This window comes from Cupriavidus sp. FW305-F7 (genome assembly GCF_058782875.1).
The window spans coordinates 150,977-166,809 of the sequence record NZ_JBYSYC010000003.1 but is presented as its reverse complement, the minus strand read 5'-3'; the positions used below and the strand labels follow the sequence as shown (position 1 = coordinate 166,809).

General features: G+C 67.3%; 13 protein-coding genes. 10 read left to right on the top strand and 3 right to left on the bottom strand.

What is annotated here, in order from left to right; all coding sequences use genetic code 11:
- Positions 1-15 precede the first annotated feature (15 nt).
- A complete protein-coding gene (locus AC3WL8_RS04105; RefSeq protein WP_153954150.1) occupies positions 16-1,242 on the bottom strand; it encodes an NnrS family protein in 1,227 nt (408 codons plus the stop codon).
- Between the two features lie 259 nt (positions 1,243-1,501).
- Here AC3WL8_RS04105 and AC3WL8_RS04100 point away from each other — a divergent pair, with 259 nt between their 5' ends.
- The 9 genes from AC3WL8_RS04100 to mobB all read left to right on the top strand — a co-directional run bounded on the left by AC3WL8_RS04100 (position 1,502) and on the right by mobB (position 13,178).
- The gene (locus AC3WL8_RS04100; protein ID WP_013953854.1) at positions 1,502-2,782 is read left to right on the top strand and encodes an MFS transporter; all 1,281 of its coding nucleotides are present in this window, start codon (positions 1,502-1,504) and stop codon (positions 2,780-2,782) included.
- Between the two features lie 36 nt (positions 2,783-2,818).
- On the top strand, positions 2,819-4,204 hold the full coding sequence (locus AC3WL8_RS04095) for a NarK family nitrate/nitrite MFS transporter (RefSeq protein ID WP_013953855.1): 1,386 nt from the start codon (positions 2,819-2,821) through the stop codon (positions 4,202-4,204).
- Between the two features lie 188 nt (positions 4,205-4,392).
- The gene (locus AC3WL8_RS04090; RefSeq protein WP_492377932.1) at positions 4,393-8,130 is read left to right on the top strand and encodes a nitrate reductase subunit alpha; all 3,738 of its coding nucleotides are present in this window, start codon (positions 4,393-4,395) and stop codon (positions 8,128-8,130) included.
- Entirely contained in the window at positions 8,127-9,677 is a 1,551-nt protein-coding gene (gene narH / locus AC3WL8_RS04085; protein WP_013953857.1) for a nitrate reductase subunit beta, read from the top strand. The genes AC3WL8_RS04090 and narH overlap by 4 nt, the downstream gene beginning before the upstream one ends.
- 29 nt (positions 9,678-9,706) lie before the next feature.
- Entirely contained in the window at positions 9,707-10,381 is a 675-nt protein-coding gene (gene narJ / locus AC3WL8_RS04080) for a nitrate reductase molybdenum cofactor assembly chaperone (RefSeq protein ID WP_492377931.1), read from the top strand.
- Positions 10,382-10,429: 48 nt separating this feature from the next.
- Positions 10,430-11,113 carry a respiratory nitrate reductase subunit gamma gene (gene narI / locus AC3WL8_RS04075; RefSeq protein ID WP_153954148.1) on the top strand — a complete coding sequence of 228 codons (684 nt, stop codon included), beginning with the start codon at positions 10,430-10,432 and terminating at the stop codon, positions 11,111-11,113.
- 27 nt (positions 11,114-11,140) lie between these two features.
- Positions 11,141-11,893, top strand: a complete 753-nt coding sequence (locus tag AC3WL8_RS04070; RefSeq protein ID WP_013953860.1) for a peptidylprolyl isomerase — start codon at positions 11,141-11,143, stop codon at positions 11,891-11,893.
- A gap of 15 nt (positions 11,894-11,908) precedes the next feature.
- Positions 11,909-12,616, top strand: coding sequence for a carbonic anhydrase (locus AC3WL8_RS04065; protein ID WP_153954147.1), 708 nt, complete (start codon positions 11,909-11,911; stop codon positions 12,614-12,616).
- A gap of 4 nt (positions 12,617-12,620) precedes the next feature.
- Positions 12,621-13,178 carry a molybdopterin-guanine dinucleotide biosynthesis protein B gene (gene mobB / locus AC3WL8_RS04060; RefSeq protein ID WP_013953862.1) on the top strand — a complete coding sequence of 186 codons (558 nt, stop codon included), beginning with the start codon at positions 12,621-12,623 and terminating at the stop codon, positions 13,176-13,178.
- Here the strand turns inward: mobB and AC3WL8_RS04055 are convergent.
- Both AC3WL8_RS04055 and AC3WL8_RS04050 read right to left on the bottom strand, forming a co-directional pair.
- The gene (locus tag AC3WL8_RS04055) at positions 13,144-13,716 is read right to left on the bottom strand and encodes a DUF2889 domain-containing protein (RefSeq protein ID WP_041228722.1); all 573 of its coding nucleotides are present in this window, start codon (positions 13,714-13,716) and stop codon (positions 13,144-13,146) included. The two genes, mobB and AC3WL8_RS04055, sit on opposite strands and share 35 nt — an antisense overlap.
- A 117-nt stretch (positions 13,717-13,833) precedes the next feature.
- Positions 13,834-14,760, bottom strand: a complete 927-nt coding sequence (locus tag AC3WL8_RS04050; protein ID WP_013953864.1) for a LysR family transcriptional regulator — start codon at positions 14,758-14,760, stop codon at positions 13,834-13,836.
- Positions 14,761-14,862: 102 nt separating this feature from the next.
- Here AC3WL8_RS04050 and AC3WL8_RS04045 point away from each other — a divergent pair, with 102 nt between their 5' ends.
- Positions 14,863-15,825 carry a tripartite tricarboxylate transporter substrate binding protein gene (locus tag AC3WL8_RS04045; protein WP_211979436.1) on the top strand — a complete coding sequence of 321 codons (963 nt, stop codon included), beginning with the start codon at positions 14,863-14,865 and terminating at the stop codon, positions 15,823-15,825.
- Positions 15,826-15,833: the final 8 nt, after the last annotated feature.

Sequence of the window (15,833 nt, the reverse complement as noted above, 5' to 3'; positions counted from 1 at the left end):
CCCTGATCCCGCGCTTCAGCCCGGCTTGCCGTCCACCCGCGGGCGCGCAAGCCGCGATGCATAGGTCAGCGCGTAGAGAGCAAACCCCGCTACCCAGCACGCGCCCGCCCCCCAGATCCAATGCAAATACCCGGCCGGCCATAGCATTGGCCCGAACACGCGCAACACCGCTGCCGCAGCCACCAGCCAGTACGCCGCGGTTTCCGCGCGGCCGGCCACCAGCATGCGGCCGGTGTGGCCCAGTGCGGTACGCGTGATCATGGCGATGATCGCCACGCCGAGCACGCCCACCGTGAATGCATGCGTCGCCAGCCCCGCCATCACCAGCCCCAGCGCACCCAGCGCCTGCAGCAGCAGCGCCACCGGCAGCCACGCGTAGGCCAGGTGCAGCACCCACAGGATCGGCCGGTTGCCCACCGCATGGCTGCGCCAGCCAGCCACGCGCACGGCCAGCACCGCCGCGGCCAGCAATGACAGTGCCGCCGCCAGCCAGCCCGGCAAGGGCAGCAGCCCTGCGGCCAGTCCCAGCACCGCGGCCGGCACCACCATGCGGTCCACCTGCCGGTATTGGCGCAGGCGGAACCCCGGGATCGCGTTGGTCGTGAACATCGGGATGACGCGCCCGCCGATCACCACCACGAACAGCGTGACCAGCGCCACGCCGGCGCGGCAGGCCAGCATCGCACCGGCGTCATGGCCGCGCGCCTGCAGCCACAGGCTGGCGATATCGGCCGTGGCCAGCAGCCACAGCGCCAGGGCCAGCGGATAGTTGCGGCGGTTGCCGGCGCGGGCCAGCGTGCGCGTGAAGGCCAGCGCCGCCAGCGGCAGGAACGCGCCCTCGATCACGAAGGCCGCCGTGCCCGGCGCCACCCACATGCCCACGCGCCCGGCCAGCCACAGCAGGAAGAGCGCGGCCAGCGCGGCGCCGGTGGGCGTCGGCTGACCGGTCCAGGCACGCCCCGCGGTGAACAGGAAGCCCACCACGATGGCCGCGGCAAAGCCGAACACCATCTCGTGCGCATGCCAGAACATCGCCGGCATCACCGGCGCCGGGCCGGCTGCGGCGACGCCCGCCAGCATCGCCGACCACGCCGCGATGGCCAGCGCGGCGAACACCGCCCCGCCCAGGTAGAACGGCCGGAAACCCAGCGCAAACAAGGCAAAGCCGCGCGGCGGCGGCCCGGCGGGTGCCTTGCCGGGGGGCGGCGAGCGTCGCGCGGGGAGGATAGGGATGGTGTCCATGGCTGGCTACGGGAATCAGGTGATGCGGCGCGCGCCGGCTTCTTGATCCGGCGCACGGCTTGCCGCAGGTGCGCAAACGGATGCCATTCACGCTGACTGCACGATAGCACCGCCGCCGCGCCGAAGACCTCCGCCGGTAGAACTACCTCCAAAGGCAGGCTGCGCACCCGTGTGCGCTGTGCTGCCGGCGAATAGGCAGCACCAGTGGCCGCCCCTACTCTGGCATCACCCCCGCCAAAGTTGACACAGGAGCATGGCCATGGCCACCCAACCACGCGCGCCCGAGCCCGTACCGCCCGGTGCCGCAATCACGCTGGCGTCGAGCACTTTCGCCTTCACCATCTGCTTTGCCGTCTGGATGCTGTTCGCCGTCCTCGGCATTCCGCTCAAGCAGGAACTCGGCCTCAACGACACCGAATTCGGGCTGCTGGCGGCAACCCCCGTGCTGAGCGGCTCGCTGATCCGCGTGCCGCTGGGCATCTGGACCGACCGCTACGGCGGCCGTATCGTCTTCTTCGTGCTGATGCTGGCCACGGTGATCCCGATCTGGCTGATCTCGTATGCGCACACGCTGTGGCAGCTGCTGGTGCTGGGCCTGTTCGTCGGCCTGGCGGGCGGCTCGTTCTCGGTCGGCACGCCGTATGTGGCGCGCTGGTTTCCGCGCTCGCGCCAGGGGCTGGCGATGGGTATCTTCGGCGCCGGCAACTCGGGCGCGGCGCTGACCAAGTTCGTCGCGCCGGCGATGATCCTGGCCGCCGGCACCTGGACCGTGGTGCCGCGCGTGTATTCGGTGGCGATGCTGGTCACCGCGCTGCTGTTCTGGGTGTGCTCGCGCAGCAACCCGGCGCACCTGGTCAAGTCCAGCGTCGGCTGGCGCGAGCAGCTCGCCGTGATGCGCGACCCGCGCGTGTGGCGCTACTCGCAGTACTACTCGGTGGTGTTCGGCGGCTATGTCGGCCTGTCGCTGTGGATGACCAAGTACTACATCGGCGAATACGGCTTCGACATCAAGACCGCGGCCATCCTCGCTGCCTGCTTCTCGCTGCCCGGCGGCGTGCTGCGCGCCATCGGCGGCTGGATCTCCGACCGCTACGGCGCGCACCGCACCACCTGGTGGGTAATGTGGGTGAGCTGGGTCGGCTTCTTCCTGCTGAGCTATCCGCAGACGGATTTCATCATCCAGACCATCAGTGGCCCGCAGGCCTTCCGCATCGCGCTGACGCCCACCGTCTTCACCTTCCTGCTGTTCGTGGTCGGCATCGCCTTTGCCATCGGCAAGGCCTCGGTCTTCAAGTTCATCTCCAACGACTTCACGCACAACATCGGCGCGGTCTCGGGCGTGGTGGGCCTGGCCGGCGGGCTGGGCGGCTTCGTGCTGCCGATCCTGTTCGGCATGCTGGCCGACCTGACCGGCGTGCGCAGCAGCTGCTTCATGCTGATGTACGGCACCGTGTGCGTGAGCCTGGTGTGGATGCACTACAGCCAGCGCGGCGAGCGCCGGCACAAAGAACAGGCCGTCGGCCTCACCCAGGCCGCCTGACGGCCCCCGTCACGCAAACAACCAAGGCACACTGTCATGTCATCTTCCGTACTCACCCGCTGGGAGCCCGAGAACAAGGCCTTCTGGCAAACCCAGGGCGAACGCATCGCCTACCGCAACCTGTGGATCTCAATCCCGGCGCTGATGCTGGCCTTCGTGGTCTGGATGCTGTGGAGCGTGGTCGCGGTCAACCTCGACCGCGCCGGCTTCCAGTTCACCAAGAACCAGCTGTTCTGGCTGACCGCGCTGCCGGCGCTGTCCGGCGCCACGCTGCGCATCTTCTACTCGTTCCTGGTGCCGGTGTTCGGCGGGCGCCGCTTCACCGCGATCTCCACCGCGCTGCTGCTGATCCCGGCGCTGGGCATGGGCTTCGCGCTGCGCGACCCGTCCACCGGCTACCCGACGCTGCTGGTGCTGGCGCTGCTGTGCGGGCTGGGCGGGGCCAACTTCAGCTCGTCGATGGCCAATATCAGCTTCTTCTTCCCCAAGGCGAAGAAGGGGCTTGCCACCGGGCTGAATGCGGGTATCGGCAACCTGGGGGTGTCGGTGGTGCAGTTCGTCACGCCGCTGGTGGTGTCGGTGGCCATCTTCGGCGCGCTTGGCGGCGAGCCGCAGCAGTACCAGGCCAATGGCGTCACGCGCGACCTGTGGCTGCAGAACGCCGGCTTCATCTGGGTGCCGTTCATCATCGTCTCGGCGCTGGCGGCGTGGTTCGGCATGCATGACATCGCGGACGCCAAGGCCTCGTTTGCCGAGCAGGCCGTGATCTTCAAGCGCAAGCACAACTGGCTGATGTGCTGGCTGTACGTGGGCACCTTCGGCTCGTTCATCGGCTTCTCGGCGGGGCTGGCGCTGCTGACCAAGTCGCAGTTCCCCGGAGTGAACCCGACCGCCTATGCCTTCCTGGGGCCACTGGTGGGCGCGCTGACGCGGCCGGTGGGCGGCTGGATCTCCGACAAGCTCGGCGGTGCGCGCGTCACGCTGTGGACCTTCGTCGGCATGATCGCGGCAGTATTCGCGGTACTGGCGACGCTGCCGCATGACGGCGCCGGCGGCAACTTCACCTTCTTCCTGGCCGCCTTCATCGCGTTGTTCGCGCTAACCGGCATCGGCAATGGCTCGACCTTCCGCATGATCCCCGTGATCTTCCTGACGGAGCGCCAGCGCGCTGCCGCAGGCAAGGGCGATGCCGCGCAGCGGCAAGCGCTGCAGGAGGCCGGCAAGGAATCCGCGGCGGTACTGGGCTTCTCAGGCGCGATCGGCGCGTACGGCGGCTTCTTTATCCCCAAGAGCTTCGGCACCTCGCTGGAGCTAACCGGCGCACCGGATGCCGCGCTGTACTGCTTTATCGCCTTCTACGTCAGCTGCGTGCTGGTGACGTGGTGGCACTACGCGCGCCGCAACGCCCCCATGCCCTGCTGACCGTCTCGCCGGCCGGACTAGTTCTGTCGAACTAGTCCCGCGCGCGGCACCTAGCCCGATCGCCATGCGGCGGCTGTTCCACCAGCGAATTGGCTGCCGCCCGCCTCCCCCATAAGCTGAGGGTGTCCCTGCAAAGCGCCTGAAACCACCGGAGCGCCCGCAGCAAAGCACTCGCGGAGAACAAAGCAATGAGTCATTTCCTGGATCGACTGAAGTTCATGTCGCGCGTCAAGTCCACCTATGCGGACGGCCACGGCGCGGTGGTGAACGAGGACCGCAAGTGGGAAGACGGCTACCGCAGCCGCTGGCAGCACGACAAGATCGTGCGCTCGACCCACGGCGTGAACTGCACCGGCTCCTGCTCGTGGAAGGTCTACGTGAAGAACGGCCTGATCACGTGGGAGACCCAGCAGACCGACTATCCGCGCACGCGCCCGGACCTGCCCAACCATGAGCCGCGCGGCTGCCCGCGCGGCGCCTCGTACAGCTGGTACGTCTACTCCGCGCAGCGCGTCAAGTACCCAATGATCCGCGGCCGCCTGATGGAGATGTGGCGCGAGGCCCGCAAGACCATGGACCCCGTCGCCGCGTGGGAATCGATCAGCCAGGACCCGGTCAAGGCCGCCCGCTACAAAAGCGTGCGCGGACTGGGCGGCTTCGTGCGTGCGGACTGGAACACGGCGACCGAGATGATCGCGGCGGCCAATGCCTTCACCGTGAAGAAGTTCGGCCCGGACCGCGTGATCGGCTTCTCGCCGATTCCCGCCATGTCGATGGTGTCCTATGCCGCCGGCGCACGCTATCTGAGCCTGCTGGGCGGCGCCTGCCTGTCCTTCTATGACTGGTACTGCGACCTGCCGCCGGCCAGCCCCCAGGTCTGGGGCGAACAGACCGACGTGCCGGAATCGGCCGACTGGTACAACTCCACCTACCTGATGGTGTGGGGCTCCAACGTGCCGCAGACGCGCACCCCGGACGCACACTTCTACACCGAAGTCCGCTACAAGGGCACCAAGACCGTGGCGGTCTCTTCCGACTTCGGCGAGATGGTCAAGTTCGGCGACATCTGGCTCGCGCCGAAGCAAGGCACCGACGCCGCGCTGGCGATGGCCATGGGCCACGTCGTGCTGAAGGAATTCCACGCCAGCGGCAAGTCCGCGTACTTCCGCGATTACGTGAAGCAGTACACCGACATGCCGATGCTGGTGCTGCTGCGTGAGAACCAGGGCACGCTGGTGCCGGATCACTTCCTGCGCGCCTCGCACCTGGCCAATAACCTCGGCGAAGCCAACCATCCCGAGTGGAAGACCCTGCAGATTGACGACGCCACCGGCGAGATCGTCGCGCCCAACGGCTCGATCGGCTTCCGCTGGGGTGAAGCCGCGCACAACGGCGGTGAGAAGGTGGGCCGCTGGAACCTGGAGATGAAGGATGGCGGCAGCGGCCGCACGATCGATCCGCGCCTGTCGCTGGTCAGCCAGCAGGATGAAGTGGTCGAAGTCGGCTTCCCCTACTTCGGCGGCGAACACGACGAGCTGCTGCGCCGCCGCGTGCCGGCCCGCCGGCTGACGCTGGCTGGCGGCAGTACCGCGCTGGTGGCCACCGTATACGACCTGCAGATGGCCAACTACGGCGTGGATCAGGGACTCGGCGGCCCGAACGTTGCCGCTTCCTATGACGATGACGTGCCCTACACCCCTGCCTGGCAGGAAAAGCACACCACCGTCCCGGCCCGCCTGGTAACGCAGGTAGCGCGCGAGTTCGCCGACAACGCCGACCGCACGCAAGGCAAGAGCATGGTGATCGTTGGTGCCGCGCTCAACCACTGGTACCACAACGACATGATCTACCGCGGCATCATCAACCTGCTGATGATGTGCGGCTGCATCGGCAAGAGCGGCGGCGGCTGGGCCCACTACGTCGGGCAGGAAAAGCTGCGCCCGCAGTTTGGCTGGGCCCCGCTGGCCTTCGGCCTCGACTGGTCGCGCCCGCCGCGCCAGATGAACGGCACTTCGTTCTTCTACAACCACACCAGCCAGTGGCGCCACGAGAAGCTGGGCGTCGACGAGATCCTGTCGCCGACCGCCGACCGCAAGCGCTACGACGGCCTCTCGCTGCTGGACCTGAACGCCCGCTCCGAACGCATGGGCTGGCTGCCGTCGGCACCGCAGCTCGGCAGCAATCCGCTCGACGTGGTCGATGCGGCGGAGCGCGCCGGCCAGGACCCGGTGGCCTACACCGTCGAACAGCTCAAGTCCGGCCAGCTGCAGTTCGCCTGCGACGACCCCGACAACCCGGCCAACTTCCCGCGCAATATGTTCGTGTGGCGCTCGAACATCCTGGGCAGCTCGGGCAAGGGCCATGAGTACTTCCTGAAGTATCTGCTCGGCACGCAGAACGCCGTATTCGGCGACGAGAACGATGCGATCACGCCGAGCGAGGTCAACGTACGCCCGGCCGCCGAAGGCAAGCTGGACCTGCTGACCGTGCTGGACTTCCGCATGAGCACCACCTGCCTGTATGGCGACATCGTGCTGCCGACGGCGACCTGGTACGAGAAGGACGACCTCAACACGTCCGACATGCACCCGTTCATCCACCCGCTGTCCGAAGCCGTGCAGCCGCTTTGGGAAAGCAAGACCGACTGGGAGATCTACAAGGCCATCGCGAAGAAGTTCAGCGAGATCGCCGGGCCCTACCTCGGCACGCGCAAGGACCTGGTGTGCACGCCGCTGCTGCACGACACCCCGGGCGAACTGGGCCAGCCGTTCGAGCCCAAGGACTGGAAGGCCGGCGAATGCGACCTGATCCCCGGCAAGACCGCGCCGTCGATGACCGTGGTGGAACGCAACTATGCGGACATCTACAAGAAGTTCACCTCGATCGGGCCGCTGCTGGACAAGCTCGGCAATGGCGGCAAGGGCATCAACTGGAACACCCAGCATGAAGTGAAGGAGATCGGCCAGCTCAGCCACACCGTGAAGGAACCAGGCGTCAGCCAGGGCCGCCCGCGGCTGGAAAGCGCGATCGACGCCGCCGAGATGATCCTGACCTTCGCGCCCGAGACCAACGGCCATGTCGCCGTCAAGGCGTGGGAAGCGCTGTCGAAGATCACCGGACGCGACCACACCCACCTGGCCGAAGGCCGCGAGCACGACAAAATCCGCTTCCGCGACGTGCAGGCGCAGCCGCGCAAGATCATCTCCGCGCCGACCTGGTCGGGCCTGGAATCGGAAGAGGTCAGCTACAACGCCGGCTACACCAACGTGCATGAGCTGATCCCCTGGCGCACGCTGACCGGCCGCCAGCAGTTCTGGCAGGACCACCGCTGGATGCTGGACTTCGGCGAAGGCGCGTGCGTGTACAAGCCGGCCATCGACACCAAGACCGTGGCGCCGATGCTGGGCAAGAAGCCCAACGGCAATCCGGAGCTGGTGCTGAACTGGATCACGCCGCACCAGAAGTGGGGCATCCACTCCACCTACTCGGACAACCTGCGCATGCTGACGCTGTCGCGCGGCGGCCCGCACGTGTGGATCTCGGAGACGGAGGCCAAGGCCAACGGCATCCGCGACAACGACTGGGTCGAAGTGTTCAACGTCAACGGCACGCTGACCGCCCGCGTGGTGGTGTCGCAGCGCGTGCCCAAGGGCATGTGCCTGATGTACCACGCCCAGGAAAAGATCGTGAACGTGCCCGGCGCCGAAACCAGTGGCATGCGCGGCGGCATCCATAATTCGGTCACGCGCGCCGTGACCAAGCCCACCCACATGATCGGCGGCTACGCGCAGCTGGCCTACGGCTTCAACTACTACGGCACCGTGGGCAGCAACCGCGACGAGTTCGTGATCCTGCGCAAGATGAAGAAGGTCGACTGGCTGGAAGGGCCGCTCGTGGAAAAGACTAAGGAAGGAGCCTCGCAATGAAGATCCGTGCCCAGGTGGCCATGGTGCTGAACCTCGACAAGTGCATCGGCTGCCATACCTGCTCCGTGACCTGCAAGAACGTCTGGACCAGTCGCGACGGCGTCGAGTACGCCTGGTTCAACAACGTCGAGACCAAGCCCGGTATTGGCTACCCCAAGGAATGGGAGAACCAGGACAAGTGGCAGGGCGGCTGGAAGCGCAACGCCGACGGCACGCTGGAGCCGCGCCAGGGCGGCAAGCTGAAGATCCTGGCGAACCTGTTCGCCAACCCCAACCTGCCGCAGATCGACGAGTACTACGAGCCCTTCACCTACGACTACGAGCACCTGCAGAAGGCGCCGCTGGTGCAGACCCCGCCCACCGCTCGCCCGGTGTCGGTGCTGACCGGCCGCAAGATGGAAAAGATCGAGTGGGGCCCGAACTGGGAAGACGACCTCGGCGGCGAATTCAGCTCGCGCGGGCGCGACAAGCTCTTCGACGACGTGCAGAAGGAGATGTACTCGACCTTCGAGAACACCTTCATGATGTACCTGCCGCGCCTGTGCGAGCACTGCCTGAACCCGGCCTGCGTGGCCTCGTGCCCCTCGGGCTCGATCTACAAGCGCGAGGACGACGGCATCGTGCTGGTCGACCAGGACAAGTGCCGCGGCTGGCGCATGTGCATCTCGGGCTGCCCGTACAAGAAGATCTACTTCAACTGGCAGAGCGGCAAGGCCGAGAAATGCCTATTCTGCTATCCACGCATCGAGGCCGGCCAGCCCACGGTCTGCTCCGAGACCTGCGTCGGCCGCATCCGCTACCTCGGCGTGATGCTGTACGACGCCGACCGCATCGAGCAGGCGGCATCGGTGGCCGATGAGCGCGACCTGTACCAGTCGCAGCTCGACGTCTTCCTCGATCCGCACGACCCGGCGGTGCAGGCCGAGGCGCTGCGCCAGGGCATTCCGCAAAGCTGGCTGGATGCCGCGCGCAAGTCTCCGGTCTACAAGATGGCGTGCGAGTGGAAGGTTGCCTTTCCGCTGCACCCGGAGTACCGCACCCTGCCGATGGTCTGGTACATCCCGCCGCTGTCGCCGATCCAGTCGGCGGCCGAGGCCGGCCACATGGGCCTGAACGGCGTGATCCCGGACGTAAAGAGCCTGCGCATCCCGGTCAAGTACCTGGCCAACCTGCTGACCGCGGGTGATGTGATGCCGGTGCTGTCCGCGCTGGACCGCATGCTGGCGATGCGCGCCTACAAGCGCTCGCAGGTGGTGGACGGTGTGCAGGACCTGGGTGTGCTGGAGCAGGTGGGCCTGACGCCCGCCCAAGTCGAGGACATGTACCAGACCATGGCCATCGCCAACTACGAGGACCGCTTCGTGATTCCGTCCTCGCACAAGGAGATGGTCGAGGACAGCTTCAATGACAAGGCCAGCTGCGGCTTCACCTTTGGCAACGGCTGCTCGGGCGGTACTTCGGACGGCTCGCTGTTCGGCAAGAAGCCGCAGGGCAGCGTCCACTTTGTCGACATGCCCAAGTCGCGCAAGAACGCCGTGATGAGCTGATGCGTCCCACGAACCGCACGGAGAACAACATGCCCCTCTATCCCATCCTCAGCGCCCTGCTCGGCTATCCCGAGCAGGATCTGCTGGACGCCCTGCCCGAGATCGATGCCGCGCTGGCCGAATGGCCGCAGGCGCGCGAGCTGCTGGCCCCCGTGACCGGCCTGCTGCGCAGCGAGTCGCTGATCGCGCTGCAGGAGAACTACGTCGCCACCTTCGACCGCAACCCGGCGCACTCGCTGCACCTGTTCGAGCACGTGCACGGCGAGAGCCGCGACCGCGGCCAGGCCATGGTCGACCTGATCGACGAGTACCGGCGCGACGGCTTTGAACCCGCGGCGTCCGAGCTGCCCGACTACGTGCCGCTGTTCCTGGAGTTCCTCGGCGCACTGGTGGCCGACGGCAAGGAAGCACGCGCCGAGCAGTTGCTGGGCGAGGCCATCCACGTGCTGGCCGCGATCGGCGAGCGCCTGACGCGCAACCAGAGCCCTTACGCCAGCGTGTTCGCGGTGCTGCACACGCTGACCGACGTGCAGCCGCAACCGCAGCAGGAACCGCCGGTGCGCGACATGGACGAGGCGCTGGAGACCTTCGGGCCGGGAGCCGACGGCGTGGAACCGTTGCTGGCGCCGCAGACGGGTCCGCAAGCGGTGAAATTCTATCCGCGCGATCCGCGTGTCAGGGCGCCAGTGCCGGCTGCCTGCTGACCGGGCATGGCAATGCAAACTGAACACCAGACAATGGGTTAACACACCATGGCAACGATCCACCAATTCCTCTTCGGCATCTACCCGTATATCGCTGCCGCCATCTTCCTGTTCGGCAGCCTGGCGCGCTTCGAGCGCGAGCAGTACACCTGGAAGACCGACAGCTCGCAGGTGCTGTACCGCGGCAACCTGCGCACCGGCAACATCCTGTTCCATGTCGGCATCCTGGGCCTGTTCTTCGGGCACCTGGTTGGCCTGCTGACGCCGGTGGCGGTGTGGGATGCGCTGGGTGTCTCGCACGGCTTCAAGCAGGCCGTGGCGATGGCCGCCGGCGGCGTGATGGGCACCATGTGCCTGGCCGGGCTGCTGATCCTGCTGCACCGCCGCCTGACCAACGCCCGCGTGTCGGCGGTCACCCGCACCGGCGACAAGGTGCTGCTGCTGTGGCTGCTGGTGACGCTGCTGCTGGGCCTGTCCACCATCTTCGAATCCGCCAGCCACATGGACGGCCACATGATGGTGCAGCTGATGACCTGGGCGCAGCACATCGTCACGCTGCGCGGCGACGCCGCCGGCTATGTCGCGGATGCGCCGCTGCTGTTCAAGGCGCACCTGTTCATGGGCATCACGCTGTTCGCGATCTTCCCGTTCACGCGGCTGGTGCATGTGTGGAGCGGCTTTGCCTCGGTCGGCTATCTCGGCCGCGCCTGGCAATTGGTGCGTAGCCGCTGAGCGCCGCAACCCGACAAGGAGAACAGCATGCCTGTCACCGTCAATGGCGTGGAACTGCGCGACGCCGATATCGAACGCGAACTGGACCACCATCACGATGCGGCCAACCCGGCGCGGCTGGCCACCATTTCGGCCATCCTGCGCCAGCTGGTACGTGCCGAAGCCGACCGCATCGGCCTCGCCGCCGAAGGGCTGGACGACGACGCCCTGGCGCTGGCGCTGCTGGAACGCGAGGCCGGCATCCCCGAGCCCGACGAAGCCAGCTGCCGCCGCCACTACGACAGCCGCCCGGAGCGCTTTCGCGACGGCGAATGGGTCGAGGCCGACCATATCCTGTTCCAGGTCACGCCGCGCGTGCCGCTGGACGCGCTGCGCGAGATCGCCGCGCAGACGCTGGCACTGGTGCGGGGCGATCCTTCCACCTTCCCCGAGCACGCCCGCGCGCTGTCCAATTGCCCGAGCGGCGCCAACGGCGGCCGGCTTGGCCGCGTGTTCCGCGGCGAGACCGCTCCGGAATTCGAGCGCGCGCTGTTCGCCGCGCAGCAGGACGGCGTGCTGCCGCAGTTGGTGGAAACCCGCTTCGGCCTGCATATCGTGCGCGTCCTGGAACGCTGCCCCGGCACGCGCCTGCCCTTTGATGCGGTACGCGGCGACATTGCCCGCGCCCTGGCCAGCGCCGCGCGCGATCGTGCCTGGAAGCAATACGCCAGCCTGCTGATCGGGCGCGCGCGCATCGAAGGCATCGAGCTGGAAGGCGCCGACAGCCCGCTGGTGCAGTAGTGCCTGGATGCCGCCATGCATCACATCGAACAACTGCTCAAAGGTTTCGAACGCTTCCAGCAACGCTATTTCGACGACGAGCCCGGGCTGTTCGACACGCTGCGCACCGGCCAGCGCCCGCCCACGCTGCTGATCGGCTGCAGCGATTCACGCGTCGATCCTGGCCTGCTGCTGGGCTGCGATCCGGGCGAGCTCTTTACCGTGCGCAATATCGGCAACCTGGTGCCGCCCTGCACCGGCCGCCATGAAGGCAGCCTGCACGGCGTATCCGCAGCGATCCAGTTTGCCGTGCAGCAGCTGCGCGTGGCCCGCATCATCGTGATGGGCCACGGCGGCTGCGGCGGCATCCGCGCCTTGCTGGCGCAGCCGGCCGACGCCGGCGACCATCCGCCCGATGAAGGCGAAGACCCCGACTACATCGGCGCCTGGGTGCGCATCGCCGCACCGGCGCGCAGGCAGGTAGAGGAAACCCTGGCCACGGCCAGCGCCGCCGAGCGCCAGCGCGGCTGCGAGCAGGCGGCGACCCTGGTGTCGCTGCGCAACCTGCAGACTTTCCCATTCGTGCGGCGTGCGCTGGAGGCCGGCAGGCTGACGCTGCACGGCTGGTATTTCGACCTGCAGGCCGGCGCACTGCTGGCCTATTCGCAGCGTGCCGACAGCTTCCTGCCGCTGGTGTGCCCGCTGCCCGCCCAAACTGAACTCCGCGAATCCTGCGAACCCTGACACCATGCATCCCTTCATCCTAGGCATCACCGGCACCTCCGGCAGCGGCAAGACCACGCTGATCACGGCGCTGCTGCCGTGGTTCCGCGCACAGGGCCTGACCGTCAACGTGATCAAGCACAGCCATCATCCGCTGGAACTGGAACCGCCGGGCAAGGACAGCGCGCGCTTTCGCGCCGCCGGCGCGGCCGAGGTGATGGTGGCATCGCCCTATCGCTTTGCCATCGTGCGCGAACTGGCCGACGAGGCCGAGCCGACGCTGGCCGAGCAGGTGGCGCGCCTGCGGCCGGCCAATATCACGCTGGTGGAAGGCTTCCGGCGCGAGGCGATTCCGCGCATCGAGGTCTACCGGCCGGCGCACGGGCGCGCGCCTTACTATCCGGGCGATCCTTCGATCATCGCGCTGGCCACCGATGCGCGCATGGACACGGTGCTGCCCTGCATGGCTCTTGATGACATTGCACAGGTGGGGGGCTTCATCCTCGCCATGAAGGACGAGGCGGGGGCGGCGACCGCGGCTGCCGCGTTCAGTCGCTCGCGCGACGGTGCAACGGCCATATGACGTTCACGGCCTCGCCGTCGTTGCGGTAGGCGTGGCAGGTGTCCAGTATCCAGGGCCGGGGTACGGGCTCGTCTCCTGCCAGCTTGGCATCCCACGGCGTCTGTTCGCGCTGGACCGACATCATGGTCTGCATCGCGGTGGTGGCCAGGGGCCCCAGCAGTTCCGTCAGGTGGGTACAACCCTTGGCGCCCCCCAGGCGCGCCCTGGCCTGCTGCCGGAAGCCACCGCCGATGCGCAGACCCTCCAGCTGCCGATAGGCGGCGTTGATTTCCGCGCAGTACGGCGTCGGGCCGGTCTCGGTGCGGGCCTCGAAACGCCGGATCACCAGGTCCGCGTCGATGGTCATGCACAGGCGCATCTGGTGAATGAGGCCACCTTCGGGCACGCTGACAAAGGGCAATTCGGTGGCGTCGGCGGAAATATCATGCATATCGGCCTCGATGTCATAGAGGCCATCGTCGCGCAGATAACCGCGGCATTCGATCTGGCGGGTGTGACGCAGCGTGCGTCCGGGTTGGGGCGTGGGGGCTGTTTCCATGCGCGTTTCCATCAGGCTTCTGGTATTGCCAGTCATGATGGACGCTAGTGGCGCTGGAATCGCCCCCCAGTATCGGGTGGCGCGGCCCCGATACCGCGCATGATCGCCGCCGGATGGCTACCAGCAGTTGTCCGCGCTGCCCGCGCCGGACGCACGGTGGCTGGCAAAGTGGTCCAGCAGGAAGTCCACCAGCGCCCGCACCTTGTCCGGACGATGGTTGCGCGCCGGGAACACGAGATGGATATCCGCGGGCGCGAACTGCCATTGCGGCAGCACCCGGCGCAGGGCGCCGCTGCGCAGGTGCTCCGCAACATCCCACTCGGAGCGCACGATCAGGCCCTGGCCATCCAGCGCCCAGGCCAGCGCCGATTCCCCGTCATTGGTACTCATGGTGCCGCGGACCTTGACGGTCTCCTGCTGTGCGCCATGGCGCAGGTGCCAGGTGCCGAAGGTCTCGTCGGCTTCGCGGATGAAGATGCAGTTGTGCCGCGCCAGCTCGCGCGGGCTCGACGGCTCGCCCCGCGCTTCCAGGTAGGACGGCGCGGCACAGAGCAGGCGGCGGTTGCTGGCCAGCAGGCGCGCCGTCAGCCGCACGTCCGGCATCTCTCCAAAGTGGATCATGGCGTCCAGGCCCTGCTCGACCAGGTTCAGGGGCCGGTCGCTCAGGTAGAGCTGGACCTCGATATTCGGAAAGCGGCGCGAGAACCCCGACAGTGCCGGCGCGATATGCCGCCGTCCGAAGCCGAGCGTTGCGCCGATCTTCAGCAAGCCGTGCGGGGTGCTGCCGGTGCCCGCGATCGATCGCTCCAGCGCCTCCATCTCCGCAAGGATCCGCGCCCCTTCCACCAGATAGCTTTCCCCTTCCGGCGTCAGGCTGATGCGGCGCGTGGTCCGGTGCAGCAACCGGACGCGCAGCCGTGCCTCCAGCCCCGCCAGCCGCTTGCTGACCGCGGGCGGCGTCACGCCAAGCTCCTGCGCTGCGCCGGCCAGGCTGCCGTGCTTGTTGATGCACGCGAAGAACGCGACGTCCGAGAGGTTATCCATTAGTGAATACCAGGAAACAAAGAAGTAACTGAGTTTGAATTATGTGCTTCTGAGTGAATGATACGATGGTTTCCATAACGATTCCTAAACCAGGAGACACTCATGAAAGTTGCCCACCTCACGGCCTTGCTGCTGTGTGCCGCGTCGATCGGCACGGCCGCGGCGCAGTCCTATCCCCAGCGCCCGGTACGCCTGATCGTGCCGTACGCCCCGGGCGGCAGCGCCGACATCGCCGCGCGCCTGGTCTCGGATGCCTGGTCGAAGAGCCTGGGCGGCACCATCGTGGTCGAGAACCGTGCCGGCGCCGGCGGCAATATCGGCGTCGATGCCGTGGCCAAGGCCGCCGCCGATGGCTACACCATCGGCCTGCAGACCGTGTCCCTGGCGATCAACCCGGGCCTGTTCCCGCGCATGCCCTACGACACGCTGAAAGACCTGGCCCCCATCGGCATGGTCGCCAGCTCGCAGCATGTGCTGGTGGTCAACAACAACGTGCCCGCCAAGAACCTGCAGGAACTGATCGCGGCGGCCAAGGCTACGCCGGGCAAGCTGACCTACGGGTCCGCGGGCAACGGCAGCACCTTTCATATGTCGGCCGAGCTGTTCAAGTCGGTGGCCAACGTCTCCATCGTCCACGTGCCGTACCGCGGCGGCGGCCCGGCCCTGGTCGACACCATTGCGGGCCAGGTGGACATGAGCTTCCCGGTGGTCTCGGCCGCGCAGCAGCATGTGCAGGGCGGCAAGCTCAAGGCGCTCGCCGTCACCGGCACCAGGCGCTCGCCGCAGTTGCCCAATGTGCCGACCGCGGCCGAGGCGGGCCTGCCCGGCTATGCCTTCGAGACCTGGTTCATGGTGTTTGCCCCGGCCGGCACGCCCAAGCCCGTGATCGACAAGCTGAACGCGGCACTGAACACCGCGCTGGCCGCGCAGGCAACCCGTGACCGCATGCTCAAGGAAGGCTTCGAGCCCACCCCGACCACGCCCGAGGCGGCACGCCAGCGCCTGGAAAAGGAGATGCCTGTGTGGGCCAACCTGATCAGGCAGCGCGGCATCACCGCGGAATAACGACAGAC

Excerpts from the sequence above, each read along its gene's own strand:
- AC3WL8_RS04105 (WP_153954150.1), bottom strand. The coding sequence starts at position 1,242 with ATGGACACCATCCCTATCCTCCCCGCGCGACGCTCGCCGCCCCCCGGC.
- AC3WL8_RS04100 (WP_013953854.1), top strand. The coding sequence starts at position 1,502 with ATGGCCACCCAACCACGCGCGCCCGAGCCCGTACCGCCCGGTGCCGCA.
- AC3WL8_RS04095 (WP_013953855.1), top strand. The coding sequence starts at position 2,819 with ATGTCATCTTCCGTACTCACCCGCTGGGAGCCCGAGAACAAGGCCTTC.
- AC3WL8_RS04090 (WP_492377932.1), top strand. The coding sequence starts at position 4,393 with ATGAGTCATTTCCTGGATCGACTGAAGTTCATGTCGCGCGTCAAGTCC.
- narH (WP_013953857.1), top strand. The coding sequence starts at position 8,127 with ATGAAGATCCGTGCCCAGGTGGCCATGGTGCTGAACCTCGACAAGTGC.
- narJ (WP_492377931.1), top strand. The coding sequence starts at position 9,707 with ATGCCCCTCTATCCCATCCTCAGCGCCCTGCTCGGCTATCCCGAGCAG.
- narI (WP_153954148.1), top strand. The coding sequence starts at position 10,430 with ATGGCAACGATCCACCAATTCCTCTTCGGCATCTACCCGTATATCGCT.
- AC3WL8_RS04070 (WP_013953860.1), top strand. The coding sequence starts at position 11,141 with ATGCCTGTCACCGTCAATGGCGTGGAACTGCGCGACGCCGATATCGAA.
- AC3WL8_RS04065 (WP_153954147.1), top strand. The coding sequence starts at position 11,909 with ATGCATCACATCGAACAACTGCTCAAAGGTTTCGAACGCTTCCAGCAA.
- mobB (WP_013953862.1), top strand. The coding sequence starts at position 12,621 with ATGCATCCCTTCATCCTAGGCATCACCGGCACCTCCGGCAGCGGCAAG.
- AC3WL8_RS04055 (WP_041228722.1), bottom strand. The coding sequence starts at position 13,716 with ATGGAAACAGCCCCCACGCCCCAACCCGGACGCACGCTGCGTCACACC.
- AC3WL8_RS04050 (WP_013953864.1), bottom strand. The coding sequence starts at position 14,760 with ATGGATAACCTCTCGGACGTCGCGTTCTTCGCGTGCATCAACAAGCAC.
- AC3WL8_RS04045 (WP_211979436.1), top strand. The coding sequence starts at position 14,863 with ATGAAAGTTGCCCACCTCACGGCCTTGCTGCTGTGTGCCGCGTCGATC.